This window comes from Sporolactobacillus shoreicorticis (assembly GCF_024125445.1).
Classification (GTDB): domain Bacteria; phylum Bacillota; class Bacilli; order Bacillales; family Sporolactobacillaceae; genus Sporolactobacillus; species Sporolactobacillus shoreicorticis.
The window spans coordinates 17756-39652 of the sequence record NZ_JAMXWM010000023.1 but is presented as its reverse complement, the minus strand read 5'-3'; the positions used below and the strand labels follow the sequence as shown (position 1 = coordinate 39652).

The 21897-nt window shown below is 44.8% G+C and carries 16 protein-coding genes; 6 read left to right on the top strand and 10 right to left on the bottom strand.

Going from position 1 to position 21897, the window contains the following annotated elements:
* Window positions 1-8: 8 nt before the first annotated feature.
* Both gcvH and NIE88_RS16145 read right to left on the bottom strand, forming a co-directional pair.
* Window positions 9-389, bottom strand: coding sequence for a glycine cleavage system protein GcvH (gene gcvH, locus NIE88_RS16150; protein WP_253063692.1), 381 nt, complete (start codon window positions 387-389; stop codon window positions 9-11).
* Between the two features lie 104 nt (window positions 390-493).
* On the bottom strand, window positions 494-874 hold the full coding sequence (locus NIE88_RS16145; protein WP_309247051.1) for a Spx/MgsR family RNA polymerase-binding regulatory protein: 381 nt from the start codon (window positions 872-874) through the stop codon (window positions 494-496).
* A 137-nt stretch (window positions 875-1011) separates the two neighbouring features.
* On the opposite strand from NIE88_RS16145, the gene NIE88_RS16140 reads away from it, so the two are divergent.
* The 5 genes from NIE88_RS16140 (at window position 1012) to NIE88_RS16120 (ending at window position 5716) form a co-directional block, all read left to right on the top strand.
* Window positions 1012-1290 (top strand): hypothetical protein, encoded by a 279-nt coding sequence (locus tag NIE88_RS16140; RefSeq protein WP_253063690.1) that lies wholly within the window; start codon window positions 1012-1014, stop codon window positions 1288-1290.
* A complete protein-coding gene (locus NIE88_RS16135; protein ID WP_253063750.1) occupies window positions 1290-1625 on the top strand; it encodes a spore coat protein in 336 nt (111 codons plus the stop codon). Before NIE88_RS16140 ends, NIE88_RS16135 begins: the two co-directional genes overlap by 1 nt.
* Before the next feature lie 164 nt (window positions 1626-1789).
* A complete protein-coding gene (locus NIE88_RS16130) occupies window positions 1790-3775 on the top strand; it encodes a S9 family peptidase (RefSeq protein WP_253063688.1) in 1986 nt (661 codons plus the stop codon).
* Window positions 3776-3996: 221 nt separating this feature from the next.
* Window positions 3997-4809 carry a CAP domain-containing protein gene (locus tag NIE88_RS16125; protein WP_253063686.1) on the top strand — a complete coding sequence of 271 codons (813 nt, stop codon included), beginning with the start codon at window positions 3997-3999 and terminating at the stop codon, window positions 4807-4809.
* 274 nt (window positions 4810-5083) lie between these two features.
* Complete coding sequence (locus NIE88_RS16120; RefSeq protein ID WP_253063749.1) at window positions 5084-5716, top strand: GDSL-type esterase/lipase family protein; 633 nt, start codon at window positions 5084-5086, stop codon at window positions 5714-5716.
* Window positions 5717-5951: 235 nt separating this feature from the next.
* Here NIE88_RS16120 and NIE88_RS16115 read toward each other — a convergent pair whose 3' ends face one another.
* The 8 genes from NIE88_RS16115 to gltB all read right to left on the bottom strand — a co-directional run bounded on the left by NIE88_RS16115 (window position 5952) and on the right by gltB (window position 20773).
* Entirely contained in the window at window positions 5952-6611 is a 660-nt protein-coding gene (locus tag NIE88_RS16115) for a YpjP family protein (protein ID WP_253063684.1), read from the bottom strand.
* 89 nt (window positions 6612-6700) lie between these two features.
* A complete protein-coding gene (gene nrdF / locus NIE88_RS16110; RefSeq protein ID WP_253063683.1) occupies window positions 6701-7681 on the bottom strand; it encodes a class 1b ribonucleoside-diphosphate reductase subunit beta in 981 nt (326 codons plus the stop codon).
* Window positions 7682-7730: 49 nt separating this feature from the next.
* Window positions 7731-9836, bottom strand: a complete 2106-nt coding sequence (gene nrdE, locus NIE88_RS16105; RefSeq protein ID WP_253063681.1) for a class 1b ribonucleoside-diphosphate reductase subunit alpha — start codon at window positions 9834-9836, stop codon at window positions 7731-7733.
* Window positions 9799-10182: a class Ib ribonucleoside-diphosphate reductase assembly flavoprotein NrdI gene (nrdI, locus tag NIE88_RS16100; protein ID WP_253063679.1), complete on the bottom strand. Its 384-nt coding sequence runs from the start codon at window positions 10180-10182 to the stop codon at window positions 9799-9801. The genes nrdE and nrdI overlap by 38 nt, the downstream gene beginning before the upstream one ends.
* A 421-nt stretch (window positions 10183-10603) precedes the next feature.
* Entirely contained in the window at window positions 10604-12763 is a 2160-nt protein-coding gene (locus NIE88_RS16095) for an RNA degradosome polyphosphate kinase (RefSeq protein WP_253063677.1), read from the bottom strand.
* A gap of 4 nt (window positions 12764-12767) precedes the next feature.
* Complete coding sequence (locus NIE88_RS16090) at window positions 12768-14285, bottom strand: Ppx/GppA phosphatase family protein (RefSeq protein WP_253063675.1); 1518 nt, start codon at window positions 14283-14285, stop codon at window positions 12768-12770.
* Between the two features lie 425 nt (window positions 14286-14710).
* Window positions 14711-16171, bottom strand: coding sequence for a glutamate synthase subunit beta (locus tag NIE88_RS16085; protein WP_253063673.1), 1461 nt, complete (start codon window positions 16169-16171; stop codon window positions 14711-14713).
* 54 nt (window positions 16172-16225) lie between these two features.
* Window positions 16226-20773 (bottom strand): glutamate synthase large subunit, encoded by a 4548-nt coding sequence (gene gltB, locus NIE88_RS16080; RefSeq protein ID WP_373689448.1) that lies wholly within the window; start codon window positions 20771-20773, stop codon window positions 16226-16228.
* A 188-nt stretch (window positions 20774-20961) separates the two neighbouring features.
* On the opposite strand from gltB, the gene gltC reads away from it, so the two are divergent.
* Window positions 20962-21867, top strand: a complete 906-nt coding sequence (gene gltC / locus NIE88_RS16075; RefSeq protein WP_253063669.1) for a glutamate biosynthesis transcriptional regulator GltC — start codon at window positions 20962-20964, stop codon at window positions 21865-21867.
* Window positions 21868-21897 lie beyond the last annotated feature (30 nt).

The following is a 21897-nucleotide window of genomic DNA, read 5'->3' as shown; positions in this document are numbered from 1 at the left end:
GTCTTTCGTTAATTAATCAATTTCTCATACGCAGCGGCATCCAGCAAATCATCGAAACTTGACGCGTCAACAGATTCAAGTTCAACCATCCACGCTTTTTCATAAGGGGATTCATTGACGAATTCCGGTGAATCTTCAAGTTCGTCATTGATTGCTGCAACAACACCACTCACCGGAGCGTATAGTTCAGAAACCGTTTTCACTGATTCAACGCTGCCAAATGAATCACCGGAACCGAGTTCGGCACCGATATCCGGAAGTTCAACAAAAACAATATCTCCGAGTTCCTTCTGAGCAAACTCCGTAATACCGATGCGAACCTTGCCGTCCGCCTCTTTCTTAACCCATTCATGATCCTTTGAATACAGCAAGTCTGTAGGTACACTCATTATTTTGCCTCCGTTTTCAGGTACTGAATATGCTTACATTCCTAAAGATACTTCTATTATAGCGTAAAATTTGGCAGATAAAACAAATGAATTTTATTCAGATATCAGTGCTTTGTCCATTCATTTTCAAACAATGCTTCACTGAATCCGACCGTTGCTTTATTTGCATCATAAACAAGCGGTCGTTTAATCAGCATCCCGTCCTGAGCAAGCCATTCAAGCCATTTTTCTTCAGGTTCATTCTTCCTGCGATTCTTAAAATCGCCGTCACGATAATGCCTCCCGCTCGTATTGAAAAATTTTCCGATCGAAATCCCGCTTTTTTCAACCAATTGCTTCAGTACCTCTTCGTCCGGCGGATGATCAGCGATATTGATTTCTTTATAGGGTATTGAATGTTCATTCAGCCATTTTTTCGCTTTTCGGCATGTTCCGCATGGCGGATAACTATACATGGTCAGCACTGCCTTCATCCTTTCCTCCACATAAATGATCTTCCTATATTATACCCGCCGTCATGAATCATGCAAAAAAACAGTCGCTCACCCAAATTTTTTGACGTTGACCGGACATACTAACAAAGAGCACCGCCACCACAAATATATAGGAGTGTGAATAACACATGAACATTCAGCAACAGAGCGGGCAGACTCCAATGAAATTCGCACAACCACCTGCGATTTTGTCGACAAAGGACTTCCTTTACATCGAAGATATCCTGTCCTGGAACCTGGAGATCATAAAAAAAGCAAATGCTTATGCTTCACTGTGTCAGGATCAAGATGTCATTCAGGCGATGAATCGGACCTGTCAGCTGCACATGCGCCATTATCAAAGTATCCTCAATCACCTGGGTAAACATGTTCAGGCAACGACTATGGCAGGGGGAATGGCACAATGATGGAAAAACAGCCGGCACAATCGATGCCGATTCAAAACACGGAAACACAAGTTCCTCAGACACCGCAGATGAATGATCGCGATTATCTGAATGATGTCCTTCTTACGGAAAAATATCTGGGCACCTCTTACGTGCATGCACTTCAGGAAGCCAGCCACCAATCGTTGTACCAAGATATCAAAGGGGTCTTTGATCAAACATGCGATCATCAGCGTGACCTCTTCAATTTGATGTTCAACAAAGGCTGGTACAAAATGGAGTCGCAGGATCCACAGAAAATCCAGCAAACACAGCAGCAATTTACGCAGTATGCACAGCAGCAATTTCCTAAATAAGCACCAATCAAGGCTGTATCAAACCATCCTGATCTTATTCAGGATGGTTTTTTTTTAGCATAGATCTGAAATGGGAGACATGAATAAATTTTCTGACAGCTCGCTAAAAAAGATGCTGTTTACTTGCTAATCACCTATAATTGAACAAAAGGAGGGAAATTAATTTGAGCAAGCGACTGATAACTATTGATGATTTAGCTGCCTTCACCTTTGCCGGTTCCCCTGCACTTTCTATTGACGGGCTTCAGGCAGTCTATGTTGTCACAAAGACTGATTTAAACCAAAACGGGTATTCTTCGTCATTATATTGGACAGACGGCGAACATTCACCGAAGCCATTGACCTATACCTATAATGATACCCTTTTGGAGAAACATCACCACCCCATTTTCTCTTCAGATGGTACGTATGTCTACTATTTATCAAACCGTACGGGAATCGATCAAGTATGGCGAATCCCTGTCTCAGGCGGAGAATCGGAGCAAGTCACTGATTTCAAAGAGGGCACGAATGATTTTACTTTGTGCCCGGATGGACAAAAACTTGTTTGTCAAACAACAAAAAAGGATAAGAAAAAATCCGACAACCCGGATGTTACGGTGGTTACGAGACTCAGGTATTTACAGAACGGCAAAGGATTTGTTGATGGAACAACGGCGCTGCACCTTTGTTCCATCGTGGACAGGCATCAAGAACTGATCACAAATCCGCATTGCGATGCAGAACTTCCTACCTTTTCACCGGATGGTAGCCAGTTGTACTTCTGTATGGGAAAACCACAACCGGATCAAAGTGATTATCTTTTGGATCTGTATGTCTATGATTTTTCCACACGAACAACAAAACGCATTTATAAAGCATTAGGTTCCATTAAAGAAATACAAATTTCGCCGGATGGACAAACGGTCGCTCTCGCAGGAAATGACGACGGAGAATGCACTCCTGAAAACATCAGCATTCTGCTCGTACCCGCAGCCGGCGGACTGGCCAAAAATCTTACTAAAAACAAGTACCTGTCACTGGGCAATTTTATCGGAACCGATGTCCGTTTTGATGACGCCCATCACTTGATTCAATGGGCAAAAGATGGACAATCCCTGACGTATCTCGTTCAAGACGGTGCGATCAGTGGATTAAAATCGATAAACTTAAATGGAGAAATCGCTACAGTATTCATGCGAAAAAAAAAGGTGATGACTTCATTTTCGATGAACAATGATAAAATCATCGCCATTCTTTCAACACCTCTTTCAACAGGAGATCTCTATTTCCTGGGAAATGGCGACACGATTCGACAAGCGAGCGATCATAATCAAGAACTTTTCAACCAATTGGATCTGAATGAACCCACTCCATTTACATATGATGGCGCTGACAACTGGAAAATTGACGGTTGGGTGCTAATGCCGCCTAAAGCCGCTCGAACCGCAAAAAAAGTACCGGTTGTATTGGAAATTCACGGCGGACCTGCAGCTGCCTATGGTGAGTCATTCAATCATGAGTTTCAATGTCTGGCGGCGCAGGGCTACGCTGTCGTCTACACAAATCCGCGAGGAAGCCGCGGCTATGGTGCTGAATTTTGTGCCGGTTGTTATGGCGACTGGGGTAGAAAGGACAAGCTTGATATTCTTAAAGGACTCGATTATGTATTAGCAAATTATCCAGAATGCGATCCCGATCGCCAATTTGTAACCGGCGGAAGCTACGGCGGGTTTATGACGAACACGCTTGTCGGAACAACGAACCGTTTCCGTGCGGCTGTTACCCAGCGATCCATCTGCAATCTCTATAATTTCTATGGAACAAGTGATATCGGCTATTACTTCCTTACTCGTTATTTTAACGGTGCTGATCTGTGGAGCGATGAGGATACACTGATGCAATTCTCTCCGATTCGCTATGCCAATCAAGTCAAAACACCGACCTGTATTATTCACAGCGAGCAAGATCATCGCTGCCCGATCGAACAAGCCGAACAATGGTATACCGCACTGCGCCGGCTTGGTGTTGAAACACGATTTGTTCGAATTAAAGGAGAAAATCATGAGCTGTCACGGAGCGGGCGGCCAAAAAATCGGCTTACTCGCCTTCAAGAAATCATCGATTGGTTCCAGCACTATAATTCACTTGCTTTGTCTCCCAATGAGTGACCGCCTTTAAACACAGCTTCATCTGAAACAGCCATCCGATCCGTTCGGGTAGCTGTTTTTACATGCTATCTCTTGCTTCTTCTAACATTGTCTGTGAAATAAAGTTGCCTATGATCGTGGGTAGATCTTCCATAAATCTGGTAACATCATGTAATTCGACCTTTTACCCCACTACCAATCTCCTAAACCCGAAACCTATTGACCAAGGAGGGAGTTACACAATGAAAAAGAAAGTCGTTGGTTTTACCATCGCAGGGATGCTTGCCTTGCCACTCGTTATGGGGGGTGGTCAGGCGAATGCGGCAGCGCAAACAAAAGATGAAATCTGCAAAGCTGCCAAAACAGACCTGCTCAATCCATGGAAGTTGAAGGATCAGCAAAATACGAATCTGGATGAGCTGCTGAAGAAACTCGGAATTACACTGGACTTCGCGCAAATTCAGGAACAGCTGTCTAAATCACCGGAGGCAGCAAACACCGCTGAAAAACCTGAGAGTCCAAAGAAAGATCGGGACACTCAGGCAGAAAAGCCGGAGCAAGCGAAGCCTGCTGAACCTCAGCAGGCCGACACACCGGCAAATTCGGAGAAACCCGCAGCAGACAATTCAGAAAAGCCTTCAGACAGCCAATCTTCAAACAGCGAAATGAATGCATATGAGCAAAAGGTTGTTGAATTGACAAATCAGGAACGAACGAAAGCCGGTCTGCAGCCATTGAAGGCCGACAACAGCACTCTATCAAAAATGGCGCGTGCCAAATCTCAAGATATGAGTGACAAAAATTATTTTGATCACCAATCGCCAACCTATGGCTCACCATTTGACATGATGAAAAAATTCGGTATTTCTTATAAATCTGCTGGTGAAAACATTGCTGCCGGTCAAAAGACACCTGAAGAAGTGGTACAAGGGTGGATGAACAGCCCGGGTCACCGTGCCAATATTTTGAATGCAAGCTTTACCACAATCGGTGTCGGCTATGTTCAGGGCGGCTCCTATGGCTCCTACTGGACTCAGGAATTCATCGGCAACTAAGCGCTCATCAAACACTCAATAGGCAACGATCCCAACAGAAAACAGCGTTTCACTGTATTTCACATGTGGACGCTGTTTTTTGCGTTGTTCTCCTTTTCACCCATCCTCACAGCAGAACCTGTTTCGAAAAGATGAATACACTGATAGAGAAAACTTGCCGATTGAAACAGACCGCGGCTTAGCTGTTCTTATTCAAGGGCAGCGCTGATCGCTTATCTTTTATATTCTTTTGTATAAAAAGACAACTTGTGAACAGGAGGTGATCCGGTTGCCTATGCGTCCGCTTTATGTTGCTATTGGTGATTCACTGACTGTTGGTATTGGCTCAACTTTCTTTCAACCGAATTTTGTCAAACTCTATCATCGCGACCTTGAGGCCTATTATCGGACGCAGATCGAGCAACGTGTATACGCAAAAAATGGGGCGACAACCGAGGGGATTCGTCATATACTTGCTCAACCTGAAGTAGCTGAGGCGGTAGCCAATGCTTCATTTATTACACTAACTGGCGGAGGCAACGATTTTCTGAAGGCAGGAAGGAAATGGATGCGAACGGGTGATTCATCACCGATTATTGAAGCCGCCGAACAGAGTATGATTCACTTTGATCAGATGATCCGGTTTATTGATTCTTTCCATGCAAACAATCCAAACCCATTCATCGTTCGCGTGTTGAATTTATACAATCCCTTATTTTACATTCCGAATACAAATCACTGGCTTGAAGAATACAACAAACAGCTCAATGATCTTGAGCGCTATCCGTTTGTCCGGGTAGCTGACATATACCGTGCTTTTTCAGGACATGAACCGCAGTTGCTCAGCTTTGACCGCATTCATCCGAATCCGATCGGTTATCGTGTCATGGCACAGGTCACAGCTCATTTAGGTTTGTCTTTTCAATAACCTTTCTCCACAGCATCATCTCTTGCTTTGCCCGAAAATCATAAAAAAGCTAAAAAAACACCCGATCCTTAATCTCTGGCCATCTGTAATTAATTCGTGTCTTTTCGGTGCTGAATCGTCACTTCGGTTACTCGCTTGCCGCGAGCCTCCTCAGACATGCGAATACAGAGCAAAAATCATATGCTTTCTTAGTGCTTAAAAACCCGGAGCAGATGCCCCGGGTTTCCTAATCAATTTATGCACGCCATTTGGGCGGCATGTTCTTACCCCAGTAGATCGTTTTTATCTCATGATGCTGCTGAAAATCATCCAATGCTGTGTGATAATGAAAATTAAAATAATAACCGTCAAGCGGTGGGTGGTCGCGCCGAACATGGAGTTTCAGCACTTCTTTACCTGATTGTCTATTATATACATGCATGATCCGTTCTCCGAGTCCCTGAGCTGGAGAATGAGTGACATCCAGTTCGCGAATCCATGCATTGCTATGTACATCACTGATCTCGTGTACCGCCTGAGCAAAGGCAGGAATAATCTGGTTTCTGTATTGTGGATTAATTCGTTCTGTAATACGCGACCCGAATTTAGCCGTACCTTGCTTTTCTGCTTCTTGTACTGCATAGCTTGAGAATCCGTCAATCAAGTCTTCTTTGGAAACATTCAGTTTCCAAGAATAGCGACTCTCTTCTTTTGCTGACGACTTGGCTTCAAAACTGGGGGAGGAAACGTCATTCCCTGTCTTTTGGACATTTTGTTTATCATTTTCTTTATCAAGATAATGGGCCGGGAGAGTCGGGACGACCGTACCAAAGGTTAGAACCGCAACACAGGCAACCAAACTCTTTTTTATCCATTGAGGGATCACAAAACCAACCTCCAAGCCAAACTTTGCCATACTTTTCTCGTATATCTATTCGAAACTCAAACGCTCATTAGGTCAGTCATTTGAAAAAAGTTCCGAACACAGCGGATCGGAACTTTTCTTCATACGTTATCGAAATTGAAATCTTCATCAGTTAACGGTTCAATGTTCAGCGGAACAACATAATCACCCTTTGTCGAGAAGAAGTCATGATTAATCGTGCTTGTATCAATTCCATTTAAAACAGTTTGGCTCACCGGCTTATGATCGTACTTATTATCATATCCTAAATTCTGCAAGGCACGGTTTGCGTTGTAGTATACATAATCCATCACTTCATCAGTTAACCCGATCTTTGTATAGATTTCGGCCGTATACGTCTTTTCCACCTCAAGCAAGCGGTCAAGAAGGGCTTCTCTTTCTTTGTCAGCCGTTCGACGCTCTTCATCCGTAAGCTCTTCACGATACAGACGCTGTGCAACCATACCGGTGAAGCTTCCGTGAATTGATTCATCTTGGATAATCTTGCGGATGATTTCGCCACTGGCGATCATCCGGCCCTGTCCAGACAGGAAAACCGGATAAAAAAAACCGCTGTAGAAGGAAAAGCTTTCAAGGAAGACAGAAGCGCACATTGCCATATAACGCTTAAACGATGTCACGTTTTCCTTCTTATCATAAAGCTGATGATACCAATAGGCAATCAGGCGGTATTTTTCCTGGAGTTCAGGCTGATTGTTCACCCATTCACCAAGATAATAATCAGTTTCCCTCGATGAAATCAGTGTTGAAAAAATATGCGAATAGGATTTTGCATGAATATGCTCCATCATTCCCATCCAAGCAAAAACAGCTTGCTCATGCATATTGTCATGGTGAATGGCCACAAGCGGCATTCCGTTATCGCCCTGCTCGCGATCAAGACCGGTAAGCCCGGAGAGTACTTCAACATAAGTTGCGCGCTCGTCTTCACTCATTTTCGACCAGTCTGAAAGGTCGCGCGATACCTTAAACGCTTCCTCCGTCCAAAACTGGTTGATGTTTTGTTTCCAGTAAACCTTTGCGATTTGATTATCGCTGCTGTTCCAGTTAATAGCTTTCATGGTAATCCATCCTTCAATTGAACTTCTCTTGATCACTAATGATCTGAGCTTAGACCGAGCAAGCCGTGCATTCTTCAGGTGACAAGAGCTGAGTTCGAGTATAGTAGAGCGATTTTAGTCCTTTTTTGTGTGCATAGACATACAGTCTCGCCAACTGACGCGTGCTGGTCATGCTGTCGACATAAAGAATCGTTGAAATCCCTTGGTCGACATGCGCTTGAATTTCAGCGATCATATCAATCACCCGAAACTGGTTCGTCTGATACGCCGACTTGTAATACCACATGGTCTGCGGTGACAAGAACGGCATCGGATAGATCGTTTCGCTGTTCCCATATTTACGCCGTTCGATAACATTTACTACCGGCATGACCGAACTCGTCGCATTCTGCACATAGCTGATCGATTGTGTTGGAGCGACCGCCAAACGATAAGCATTGTATAGGCCGTATTGTGCGACCTTCTTCTTAAGTTCCGTCCATTCTGCCGTAGTCGGAATATGAATGCCTTTAAACAACACGGCAACCTTCTCTGTTTTCGGGCCGAAAAATTCGTGTTCATATTTGGCAAAATACGTCCCGTCGGCGTAATCCGATTTTTCAAAGCCTTTAAAGGTTTTGCCGCGTTCCTTAGCGATTAGCATCGATTCTTCTATTGAATAAAAATTAACGAGCGAGAAGAACGTACGTGCAAAATCGCGAGCTTCAACCGATTCATAAGCAAGCTGATTCTTCGCCAGATAACCGTTCAAGTTCATCGCACCAAGACCGACTGAGTGCAGTTCGCGGTTTGCAAGACTCACGCCCGGTGCATTTGCGATTTCGGTCATCTCACTGACCTGAGTCAACGCTTCAATACCTGCGTGCACCGAATCACGAATTTTACCGGTCTCCATCACATTCACAATGTTTAGTGAACCGAGGATACATGAGACATCGCGGCGAATGTCATCGGGAACATCATAATCATTAATTGTTGATGTCTCCTGCAACTGAAAGATTTCTGTGCAGAGATTGGACATCTTGATATCACCAAGGCGATGCAATGGATGATTCTTGTTTGCATTGTCTTTATAGAAAATATAGGGATACCCGGACTGCATTTGCATCTGTGCGATCAGATTCAGAAATTCGCGTGTATCTGCACGCTTCTTTTTAACAGCAGAATTCGCGACAAGCTTGTCGTACATTTCATCCATATTCATATCGTCAAGATGCCTGCCGTATTCCTTGAACACTGTATACGGCGCAAACATGTAGAAAGGTTTTCCCGCCTCAGCAAGTTCAAAAAATTTGCCGGGAACGATCAGCCCGATTGACAATGTCGACAGACGTATATCTTCATCAGCATTTTCTTTCTTCGTATCAAGAAATTCCGGAGCGTCCCAATGGAAGATATTCAGGTATGCCGCGCCGGCGCCAGGCCGCTGTCCCAGCTGATCCGCATAGGAGAATCCGAGCTGCAGCTTGCGTGCAACCGGAACCACTCCTTTGGCGACTCCCTCAACCCCCTTAATTGCTTCGCCGCGCGCGCGAATTTTTGACAGATTAAGGGCAACACCTCCGCCGATTTTCGACAGCTGCTGCGAGGTGCTCTCTATGTAATTAATCGAATTGAGCGAGTCGTCTGCTTCGATCAGGAAACAGGAAACCATTTCACCTCGGCGTGCTTTTCCGGCATTAAGAAAGGTTGGTGTCGCCGGCTGATAGCGCTGCTCCATCATCGCGCGCGTCAAACGGACGGCTAAATCATAATTCCCTCGGGCTAAGAAAAGCGAAACAATAGTAACTCGTTCATCATAATTTTCAAGATAGTGAGATTTGTCATTGGTTTTCATCGCATAGTCACGATAAAATTTACTTACCGCCATGTAAGACTTGAATTGGAAATTATAGTCGGCAGCCATTCGATGCAGCTGTTCAATCTGCGCATCACTGTATGCAGCAAATACGTCATAATAATAGTGTTCGTTGACCAAATAGTGAAGACGGTCAAGTATACTGCTGAACGGAATCGTCTTCGCGCGCACTTCTTCCATGTAGACCTCAATAGCTTCTCTGTCCTTATCTAAACGGTAAAACCCGTCATCCCCGCGTGTCAGCACCTCGTTGTTCAATTCAGTGTAAGATTTTGACTTTATCGCTTCGTTCGGCAAGTGCCTTCACCCTCTCTCGAAATTCATTGACATCCTTCTCAGTACCACCAAGCTCGAATTTATATAAAACCGGTACGTGGAATAAATCAGAAATAACATCCGCCGCATGAGCAAAATTAGAGCCCCAGTTTCGATTTCCACTCGCTGCCACAGCGATGAGATACCGTCCGTTTCTCTTCAAATAGTCTTTCACCTGATCAGGAGCGTCGCCAAATCCAATGGTATTTGTCACCAAAACATAGGGTTCGTCAATAGGATCAGCACTGCTGATCGGTTGATGAGCGAGTCCGGTTTTGGCAAGAAACCTTTTAACATTCCCTGTCATTGTTGCATATAAGATGCGCAAGCGAACGCCTCTCCTTCCATCGATGCAGTAAAAGTTTTTACTAAGAAATTACCACATATAGTTTGTGGTAATTAACATACCACAATATATAGTTGTTTTTCAAGTTTAATGATCCATTCTTATAGAACAATATCTTTAATCATACGGCATGTCTCTCAGTGATTCAATACATAAAAAGCACAGAAAAAGAGAGTCCATCACTTCTTGTTCGACAAAAAAGCGCCCATAACAAGGAAAAATGCCTCTCAATGAATTAGAGTTTTTTTATTCAACTGGCTTTGTAAAACTATTTTGTTGTTCAGAACAGATTATTGGCTCATTCGTGACAAAGCTGAGCTGAGCCATTCACGCTTTCCATCGTTCATCAAATCAGCAACAAATGAGCTAATAAACAGCGTCATAATTTAGCATCGTCATCCAATTAAAATTCACGATTCTCCGAATTAAACGGTTCATTCGCGCGCCCCTTAATTGGTGTAAAGGTTCGTTTTTCTCGAAGCGAATGATCTCGGCGAATCGTTTGCTGTTCTGCAAGTTTTGCCAGATGCTCTTGAACATTGAAAGGGATTTTCCCCCGTCGATCTGGTTTCTCATAGCGATGATCACTGCCAAGCACACGCGTTTTCACATTGTCCCTCATCATTAAATCAAATAGGTCAATAATTGTTGCCTTAATTTGTTCATCCTCAATAGGAAACATCAGTTCGACACGTCGGTTTAAGTTTCGCGGCATCAGATCCGCACTGGCAAGGAACGCCAAGGTCTCGCCTCCGTTGCCGAACAGATAGATTCTGCTGTGCTCAAGATAGCGCCCGACGATGGAATGAACCTCTATATGATCGCTTACACCCGGAATGCCGGTTCGAAGACAGCAGATACCTCGAACAAGCAATTGGATGTCTACACCTGCTGCAGAGGCCCGATACAGTGCTTTAATAATCCCTTCATCTGATAATGCATTCATTTTTGCTCGAATGAATGCCGGCTTGCCGCTTTGCGCATTCTTGATCTCCGTATCAATTAAATCGAGCAGACGGTCACGCAGCCACAGAGGCGCAATCACCAATTTATAAAAATATGGCGGTTCTGAGTAACCGGAAAGCATGTTGAATACATTAGATGCATCAATGCCCATCTGTTCATTGCAGGTCAGAAGACCCATATCAGTATAAAAGTGGGCAGTAATATCGTTATAATTTCCGGTTCCAAAGTGCATGTAACGCTTAATGCCGTCCTCTTCCCTACGCACAACGAGTGCCATTTTGCAATGTGTTTTCAATCCGACCAGACCATAAATAACGTGACAGCCGGTTTTCTCCAGCTTCTGCGCCCAGTTAATGTTGTTTTCTTCATCAAATCTCGCCTTAAGTTCAACGAGTACGGTCACCTGCTTGCCATTTTCCGCTGCCTTCTCCAAATAACGGATGATCGGAGAATTTCCCGAAACACGATACAGAGTCATTTTAATCGCAAGCACATGGCGGTCTCTAGAAGCTTGCCGTATCAGTTCAATCACAGGATCAAAAGATTCATACGGATGATGAAGAAAAATATCTCCGGCCCGCATGGCATGGAAAATGGAATGATCAAGCAATTCATAGTGGACAAACGGACGATGCGGTGGATAAACCATATCGCCAGGCTGTTTGATTTGTCCAGCAAGCTTCGATAAAAAGGTCAGGTCGATGGGTCCGTTAACCCGATATACATTATCTGGGCTTACTGAAAGCCGATCGAACAGTTTGGTAACGAGCCGTTCACTGATTCCCGCCTCCACATCAAGATGAATCACATTGCCCCGTTCACGAAGTCTCAGCTGCTTCTCAATTTCCTTCAGCAAATCCTCCGTGTCCTCTTCGTCAACCTCAAGATCCATATCGCGCATGACGCGATAACACGATGCTTCATCAAGTTCATAACCGACAAAGAGTTGATTGAGATGTCTTCGGATGACGTTTTCAAGCAGAATAAAGCTTGTATGTCCTTCATGATCCGGAAGTTTAACAACACGCGGCAGCACGTTAGGCACCTGAACAGTGACAAATTCGTTTTGAGAAGCCTTGCTGCCCTTTTTATGAATAAATGCTGCGATGTTAATACTTTTGTTTAAGATTAGTGGAAACGGCCGCGATGAGTCAACCGCCATCGGCGTCAGAACCGGATAGATCTCACGGTTAAAATAATGATCAATAAAATCAAGCTGTTTCTGAGAGAGTTCTTCGATTTCCAGAAGATGAATCTTATTCTCATTAAGCATCTTCTTCAGCATCCGATTATAAGTCGTATACTGCTGATTAATCATCTGATGGGCTTTCTCGCTAATCGCCGACAGCTGCTGATCCGCTCTCAATCCCGACGCATCCGGCTTATCATAACCTACGTTGACCATATCAATCAAAGAGGCAACTCGCACCATAAAGAACTCGTCCAAGTTACTTGCCGTAATTGATAAAAATTTTATCCGTTCCAGCAGCGGATTTTCTTTATCCCTTGCTTCCTCAAGCACTCGCTCGTTAAAAAGCAGCCAGCTTAACTCACGATTGCTGAAATAGTCATCACGATCAAAATTATCCATTGCCATCCACCTATCCTCTTAAAATCGGTTTCAATCCAAATACTTCTTCAAAATAAGCTGCTTTATCTTTAAACGTCTGTTTTTCAAGTGAAAGGTCATCATCAGAACGGGCAGTAATTGTAACTTGATCATTTTTCAACGAAACAGCAATTCGTTCCACCTTTTGCTGACGGCTGTCATCCAGTGCATCGGCAATTCGTAACAGCGCAGCCAGCTTTGCAGCGATAAGTCTGCTCATCACCGGAAGCTTCCGAAAAGCAGATGAATTGCTCGACGGTGTCTCTGCGCTGTGGTACCGCGCAATATTGGCAACTATATCCCGCTCATTTTCGGAGATGCCGATGATTTCCGACGATTGAATAATATAGTAAGAATGTATATAGTGAGCATTCATATCAATATAACTTCCGGTATCCTGCAAAATTGCTGCAAGCTGCAGCAGGAGCCGTTCTCTTTTGTTCAGGCCGTGCAGACGCTTCAAGCGATCAAATAAGTGAAGCGCAAAGTTCTCAACACTGTTAATATGTTCTGTATCGCAATTATAGCGTGCAGAAATATTACGTGCAGAAACAATAATATCTTCTGTAAACGAGTGATCCATAATCCTCTTATGCATCAGGAGCAATTTATGAACAATGATCCCATCGGCCAGATCGGCATCTGAAAGAATAATACTTTCAGCCCCTGTAATCTCCAGTGTCATCTTCAAGATCATCGCAGACGGAAGCAGCTGCGATGCTGAATCATAGGGCAGCGTAAATTCCTTGGCCAGTACCTGAGGGGGAATGGTCAATATATGCTGATATAATTCCTCAAATCGCTGCCGGCTGATGATTTCATCACTGCCGCTCATAAATGCCTGTTTAAACGCCAGCAGATCGGTGCCGACCAGCACGAAGTTGCGGATGGCAACTCCTCTTGGAGCAAATTGGTGATAGCCGTCAATTTTACTGCGAATGTAATCCTCCATGATCTCTACAAAATCACCGGTTTTGCTTTCTAAGTCACCAAGCAATTCGCGAATGCGAAGCGGGCCAAGCTTAATATTTCGGGAAAAAATAAAATGACCGTCATTATAAACTGTCAATTGCATGCTGCCCGATCCAATGTCGATCAGCATGGTCCCCTGTTGGATCAGGTCGCTGAACCTATCTGTATTATAAGCAACAGCCTGATTATGAAGAAAACGTTCCTCCGCGTTTGCCAGCCATTCGACATTGAGACCTGTCTTAATCCGAATCTGCTCCTTTACATACTCTGCGTTTCTCGCCTCTTGAACCGAGCTTGCCGCAACGGCGCGATACTCGGTGACACCGTAACCATCCATTATTTGTACAAACCCCGCCAATTGACGGCACGCTTGATCAACCGTCTGAAATTCAATCATTTTATGGTTATATATATCCGCGCCGATTGAAACATCGGCTTTAACATACTCAACGATCGACATCTTGGTCAGATCGGCAATTTTTAATACGAGCGTCTGCAACCCAACTGTGATCGATGCGAACAGTTTATGTTTTGCCACCGTCCTCACCCCGTTACCTTAATCTCTTTTTCTAAATTTAAGCACTTAATTTTTATTATACTGTATATTTTACTGTGTATGAGAAGTCATTTCTATTATTTACAAAAATTTTACGTCGAACCACGACGATCATTGTCGAATTGTAATAAAAAACAGCTATTTAAGAAATTAGACTTTATCAGGAGATCGTGTTGTCCTTACTATTTCATTGATTCATTCGTGAAAGTCCGGAACTGTTCACCCCTTGAATACGCTCCGGGAGTCCCCTCAAATTGATTCCCGCGATTCCTCCCCGGCCTGCGCTTGAAATTGCTACCCACGCGTTTGGTTCACAACCCTTTGCTTTGTTGTAAAACCGTATCCTTTACTTGTAAAAAAAGAAAAAAGCCGACGACTGTCGGCTTTTTATATTAATGATTTATCAATTATTCATGGAGTAAAGACAATTTTTTATCCAAATAAAGATCAACGGCAGCCGCTGCTTTGCGTCCCTCTTCAATCGCCCAAACAATTAAGCTTGCACCACGGCGTGCATCGCCCGCGGCAAAGATGCCTTCCTGACTTGTCTGATAGCTGCGGGAATCTGCTTCGATCACGCGGCCTGAAGCGTCCTTAGCAATTTTAAAATCCTCAAATACTTTATCTTCAGCGCCTTGAAAACCAATTGCGATAAGGACAAGATCTGCCTTCCAGCTTTTTTTCGTCGCCTCATCTAAATCTTTCTTAAAAGAACCGGTGATCAGTTCCTGTACATGTCCATCTGAATCGCCAATAAATTTCTGCGTTTCAACATAGTATTCGCGCGGGTCCTTTCCAAGTACCTCTTCAGCTTCTTCATAAGCATAATCCACTGAAAAAACATTTGGATGCTCCGGCCACGGATTATTAGCCGTACGCTGAGCAGGAAGCTTACCGTGTTTACCGAACTGAACCACACTTTTACATCCTTGACGAATCGCCGTCGCCACACAATCCTCGCCTGTATCCCCGCCGCCGATCACAATCACATTCTTCCCGTTTGCATCGAAATCAGGCTTCAGTGCTTCACCATAAAGCAGATAACGATTGCTGGCAGTCAAATACTGCATCGCCGGTGAAATTCCTTTCAAGTCGCGCCCTTCGATCGACACCTCGCGATGCTTGCCGGCACCTGTGCAGAGAATAACCGCGTCATAGTTTTCTTTTAGCAATTCGACGCTGACTGTGTTTCCTACATCAGCATTTGTTTGAAAAAGAATACCTTCTTCCTCAAGCAGATGAATACGGCGATCGACAACATCCTTTTCAATTTTCATGCTTGGAATGCCATACATCAGCAAACCGCCCGGGCGATCTGAACGTTCAAAAACAGTAACCTCATGACCGATTTTATTTAATTGATCTGCACAGGCGAGTCCTGCCGGTCCTGATCCGATCACAGCAACCTTTTTGCCCGTGCGCCGTTTCGGCGGTTTCGGTACAACCCATCCCTCTTCAAAGGCACGGTCGATAATCGCTCGCTCTATGGATTTAATCGAAACCGGATCGCTGACAAAACCTGCAGTACATGATCCTTCACATGGAGCAGGACAGGCTTTCGATGTGAATTCCGGAAAATTGTTTGTTTTTGCCAAGCGATCATAAGCCTCTTTCCAGAGTCCGTGATACACAAGATCGTTCCACTCAGGAATCAGGTTATGGATGGGGCATCCGGTTGTACCTCGATTAATTGTCGTGCCAATTTGGCAATAAGGAATACCGCAATCCATACAGCGGGCCGCTTGCTTTTTGGCAGCCTTTTCCGCCAGGGGAATTTTGTATTCGCCCCAGTCATGCACACGTTCGGCCGGCTTACGTTCCTTTTGATTCTTTTTCTCTATGTTTAGGAAACCCATTAATTGTCCCATAGATCAACTTCATCCTTTCAAAATTTATCCGCTGCAAAAATCGGCCTCCTGAACTCAAACCGGTAAATAAGTGGAGTTGCGAACGCTCAGTTTTCCTTGTTTTTTCAAGTAGAATGCTTGCTCTTTCGCTTGTTCTCCGGTCAATCCCTGCGATTCATACCGCGCAATTTGTTCAAGGATTGCTTCATAGTCGCGCGGAATAATCTTGATCATCCGCTGAATGGACTCTTTCCAGTTCATGAGCGCTTTTTCGGCCTTCGGACTTCCGGTGTGATCCAGATGATTCTTAATCAAATGATAAACTTCATCCTGTTCCTGCTTATCCGTGAGCGGTTCGATATTCACCAATTCCTTATTAATGAGAGGAATCATCTGATCACGCTCACCATCGGGCAGAACATAAGCAACACCACCAGACATCCCGGCAGCGAAATTTCTCCCAATTGCCCCCAGAACGACGACTCTGCCACCGGTCATATATTCGCAGCCGTTCTCGCCGACACCTTCAACAACAGCCTTCGCCCCGCTGTTGCGCACACAAAAACGTCCGCCGGCGGTACCGCGCACGTAGGCCTCACCGCTCGTTGCGCCAAATAAGCCAACATTGCCCATCATTGCCTGTGAATCTGAATCAACATCCGCAAGCTCTTCTGATTTAATAACCACTTTTCCTCCTGACAATCCTTTGCCGACATAATCATTGGCGTCTCCTGTCAGAATCATCGTTACACCTTTCGGAATAAATGCCGCAAAGCTCTGTCCGGCACTCCCTGTAAAAGATAAAGTAATTGTATCCTCAGGCAATCCCTTGCCCCCAGTCGAACGTGAAATAAAGTAGCCAAGTGTCGATCCAACTGTTCGATCGGAGTTTTTTAATTTATAGACAAGCTGCACCGGCCGCTTATTCTCAATCGTTGGCAGACAGGTAGCAACCAAATTGCGCTCATCAAACCGGCGTTCGACATGGTGTTCCTGTGCACGAGAAAAGTAGCGTTTGGAAACGTCGCTTTCCGCCTGATAAAGCAGATCGGAGAGATCCAGCGTGCGTGCCTTCCAGTGATTGTGCACTTCCTTTTTGATTCGAAGCAAGTGCGCCTGTCCGATTATTTCATTAAGCGAACGATAGCCTAATTCAGCTAATTGTTCGCGAATATCTTGAGCAATAAACGTCATAAAATGAACAATGTGATCTGGGTTACCCATAAAATTCTTGCGCAGTTGCGGATTTTGCGTCGCAATGCCGACAGGGCATGAATCAAGATGACAAGCTCGCATCATCAGACAACCGAGAACGACAAGCGGGGCCGTAGCAAAACCGAATTCTTCCGCACCAAGACAAGCAGCAATTAAAACATCGCGTCCTGTCATCAGCTTTCCGTCGGTTTCAAGACGAACACGATCACGCAGACCGTTTTTCATCAAGGTTTGATGTGCTTCGGCCAGTCCGATTTCCCACGGCAGTCCGGCATGCTTAATACTTGTTTTAGATGCAGCACCCGTCCCGCCGTCGTGTCCACTGATCAGAATCACATCGGCTTTTCCTTTTGCAACACCGGCAGCAATGGTACCGACCCCGCCTTTTGCAACCAATTTAACGCTGATTCTCGCCTTTGGATTACTTGACTTCAGGTCATAGATCAATTGTGCCAAATCTTCAATTGAATAGATGTCATGGTGCGGCGGCGGTGAAATGAGCGCAACCCCTGTCGTTGCATGACGGGTGCGGGCGATCCAAGGATATACTTTTCCGGCAGGCAGCTGTCCGCCTTCGCCGGGTTTTGCGCCTTGCGCCATCTTAATCTGCAGTTCGTCTGCTTCAGAAAGATAATAACTTGTAACGCCAAAACGTGCTGAAGCCACTTGCTTAATTGCACTGCGGCGCCAGTTGCCATTCTGATCAAGCGTAAATCGATCGGCATCCTCCCCACCTTCACCGCTATTGCTTTTTCCGCCGATACGATTCATTGCAATCGCCATTGCCTCGTGTGCCTCTTTGCTGATTGATCCGTAAGACATTGCACCGGTTTTAAAACGTCTCAGAATGTTTTCAACAGGTTCAACCTCTTCAAGCGGAATAGGCTTTCGATCTTTTTCGAAAGTCAGTAAACTTCGAATTGTTGAGAACGGTGCATTGTCCACCATTTTTTTATAGTCTTTATACAATTGATAATCATTCGTCCGTGCTGCCTGCTGAAGCGTGTGCACAATCAACGGTTCAATTTTGTGCTGTTCCCCGCCTTGACGCCATTGCATTGTGCTGCCCGGGTCCAAGGGCTTCATTTCACCTTGCAGGCACTCCTCGACCGCCTTCTTATGCCGCAGCAGCGTTTCCGTTTCAATTTCTTCCAGCCCAATACCACCGATTTGGGTCACTGTGCCTTTAAAATATTTGTCAATAAGATCATTGGACAAGCCAAGCGCCTCAAACGTTTGCGCTCCTCGATAACTTTGAATTGATGAAATGCCTACTTTGGACATGATTTTTACAATTCCACCAACAAGAGCTTTAACATAATTTTGTTCTGCCTTTTCTTCTGATAGATCTAAATGATTTGCTTTAATCAGCGAATGAACGGTATTAAGCGCCAGATATGGATGAATGGCATCGGCTCCATAACCAAGCAATGCGGCTACCTGATGACTGTCTCTCGGTTCACCTGAATCAACAATCAAGCTGATTTGCGGACGTGTGCCCTGATTAATTAAATGATGATGCAATGCACTGACAGCAAGCAGAGATGGAATCGGCAGATGATTTTTATCCACACCACGATCCGAAAGAATAATCAGTGCCACATCATCATGGATCATTTCGTCCACATGCAGGATCAGCTGATCCACTGCTTTGGAGAGTCCGAATCTGCCTTCTTCAGCAAGATAAGTCAGTGCGACTGTCCGCGTTTTTAATTCTTGATGCTGAAGATCCTGAAAAGCTTTTCGATCAAGGATCGGATGCTTCAAACGAATTTGCGATGTCACATGTTTGCTCGGTTCAAGCAAGCTGATTTGCGGACCGAGCCATGTCATTTTCGACATAACCCGTGCTTCTCGAATCGCATCAATCGGCGGGTTTGTGACTTGTGAGAACCACTGCTTAAAGTAGTCAAATAGCAATTGCGATTTATTGGACAAGACAGCAAGCGGCGTGTCGTTGCCCATCGAACCGGTCGGCTCTTTTCCTTGTTCCGCCATGGGCTGAATGGCTTTTGTTTCATCTTCGTAGGTATATCCGAATACTTTTTGCTGAAAAAGGCGCTTGCTGTCGGAGAGAAGTTCCCCAGTTCCATGCTGCCCGTTAAGCCTGATGACTGACTTTCTCAATAGATCGGCATAATCAATTGATGAACAGATTTCTTTTTTCAATTCGTCGCTTGGTACAATCCGGCCTTTTGCCGTATCGATAAGCAGCAGTTGGCCCGGCTTCAGATGACAGCGCTGGCGTATGTTTTCCGGATTCAGATCGGCCACACCTACTTCAGACGAGAACACAACCTTATCATCATTTGTGATGTAATAACGAGCCGGTCGCAGGCCGTTACGATCGAGAACAGCACCGATTTGTTTTCCATTACAGAATCCAAGCGCCATCGGACCATCCCACGGTTCCATCGCTCTGCTGTGAAATTCATAGAAATCATGCAAATATTCAGGGAGTCCGTTGTCTCCCTCCCAAGGTTCAGGCACCATCATCATCACCGCATGCGGCAGCGAAAAACCATGATGAGTCAAAAATTCAAGTACGTTATCAAAAATAGCTGAATCACTGCCTTCGGGATCAATAATCTGAGGGAGTTTTCCGTCTTTTAAACGTTTCGCCTTGGCATTAAACCAGCTCATATTACCACGAATCGTATTAATCTCTCCATTGTGCACAATCATTCGGTTCGGATGTGCACGTTCCCAGCTTGGAAACGTATTGGTACTGTATCGTGAATGGACTAAGGCAAGTGCCGAAACAAAGCGTTCATCCTGTAAATCCGTATAAAAAGCCGACACCTCTTTTGCCCGAAGCATCCCCTTATAGACAAGCGTTTGGCTTGAGAGACTGGCAACATAGATCTCATCCTTAAGTTTTGCTTCAATCGCTTTTCTGAGCAGATACAATTTCGAATCCAGTATCGCCCCTGCGTCTTGGTTAGCCGTTCCGATAAACATTTGGTACATATATGGAGCTTTGCTTCTTGCCAGACGGCTGATTTCGTTTTCGTCGATCGGAACATCGCGCTCGCCGTATATTCTTAAATTTCGTGCAGCGATGCAGGCTTTAATTTTGCCGATTGCAACCAATCGGCTCGAACGATCCTGGGGCATAAAGAACATACCGACGCCATAGTGTCCGACAGGCGGAAGTTCAAAATCGCATATTTCCTGAAAATACCGGTCGGGAATCTGAACCAAAATTCCGGCTCCGTCACCTGTTTTTCCATCGGCAGCCTTCCCGGCTCTGTGATCAAGCCTCGCCAGCATCTCCAGTGCAGTCTTGACAATCTCATTAGACGCACGTCCTTTAATGTCCGCATACATGCCGATTCCGCACGCATCATGTTCAAATTCCGGGCGGTAAAGTCCTTCCGGCTTCTCTCTCGTCTGAGCTTCGCTCATCATAAACCTCATCCTTCCTTCTGTTCGCAATCACGCATCAAATCTGTGTGAGTTTTCTGAAAACGTATCTTCTATCTCTTTATTAGGTCAAAATTATGGTGATTTAATTTTACTCTTTCAATATCAATCTTTACAATATATAATTTAGAATAAATCAATCTCAATATTAGATGAATGGTGTGTATGTCATGGAATTAAGACAGATTCAATATTTTATAGAAGCTGCAACAAGAGAACATATAACGCAGGCATCCGAGGCGTTGCATGTGGCACAATCTGCAATCAGCCGCCAGATTGCGATGCTTGAAGACGAACTCGGAGTTGCTCTTTTTTCGCGCAAGGGACGCAATATTCAGCTCACGCAGGCAGGAAAAATATTTCTGCAGCATGCGGAACGCGGATTAATCGAGTTTGAAAAAGCTCAAAAAAAGATTAAAGAATACCTTAATCCCGAAACCGGCTTAGTCCGACTCGGAATTTCAACTAGTCTGTCCGTACACACCTTACCTATTGTTTTGCAAAAGTTTCACGACATACATCCGGGCATTGATTTCCGGCTCCATCAGGGTACTGTCCCCTACCTGATTAAATTGATCGAACAAGGCAGCATTGACTTTGCCTTTGCTTCACCAGTTCCGAAGCATCACGGCATCGTACGCAGCAGTATCCTGTATACAGAACGGATGGTCCTTCTCATATCGAAGCAGCATGGAAAAGCGGGACACGGACCGATACAACTCAGCCAACTCAAAAATGAACGATTCATCACGTTTCGCAGCAGACTTTCTCTTCAGGAACTATTTCGTGATGCGTGCAGACAGGCAGGATTTACTCCGACTATCGTTTTTGAAGGCGAGGATATGGACACAATCAAGAACTTAGTTTCATCAGATTTTGGTATCGCGTTAATGCCTGAAAATGCTGCTGCTTACAATCTTCCTGACAATGTTGCCACTCTTACACTCAGCACTCCGAAAATATCGCGATCCGTAGGGATTATTACGCCACGTGATCGCGATCTTGCCCCTTCAGAGCAGCTTTTTTCATCGTTCATCGACGAATTCTATGAACGGCTGCATCGATTTGGACAATAAAAGGCCGCATCTGTGATAGGGAGACGCGGC

Bases quoted from the DNA above. Each gene is read 5' to 3' on its own strand.
- gcvH (WP_253063692.1), bottom strand. From the start codon at position 389: ATGAGTGTACCTACAGACTTGCTGTATTCAAAGGATCATGAATGGGTT.
- NIE88_RS16140 (WP_253063690.1), top strand. From the start codon at position 1,012: ATGAACATTCAGCAACAGAGCGGGCAGACTCCAATGAAATTCGCACAA.
- NIE88_RS16135 (WP_253063750.1), top strand. From the start codon at position 1,290: ATGGAAAAACAGCCGGCACAATCGATGCCGATTCAAAACACGGAAACA.
- NIE88_RS16125 (WP_253063686.1), top strand. From the start codon at position 3,997: ATGAAAAAGAAAGTCGTTGGTTTTACCATCGCAGGGATGCTTGCCTTG.
- NIE88_RS16120 (WP_253063749.1), top strand. From the start codon at position 5,084: ATGCGTCCGCTTTATGTTGCTATTGGTGATTCACTGACTGTTGGTATT.
- NIE88_RS16115 (WP_253063684.1), bottom strand. From the start codon at position 6,611: ATGGCAAAGTTTGGCTTGGAGGTTGGTTTTGTGATCCCTCAATGGATA.
- nrdF (WP_253063683.1), bottom strand. From the start codon at position 7,681: ATGAAAGCTATTAACTGGAACAGCAGCGATAATCAAATCGCAAAGGTT.
- NIE88_RS16095 (WP_253063677.1), bottom strand. From the start codon at position 12,763: ATGGCAATGGATAATTTTGATCGTGATGACTATTTCAGCAATCGTGAG.
- NIE88_RS16085 (WP_253063673.1), bottom strand. From the start codon at position 16,171: ATGGGACAATTAATGGGTTTCCTAAACATAGAGAAAAAGAATCAAAAG.
- gltB (WP_373689448.1), bottom strand. From the start codon at position 20,773: ATGAGCGAAGCTCAGACGAGAGAGAAGCCGGAAGGACTTTACCGCCCG.
- gltC (WP_253063669.1), top strand. From the start codon at position 20,962: ATGGAATTAAGACAGATTCAATATTTTATAGAAGCTGCAACAAGAGAA.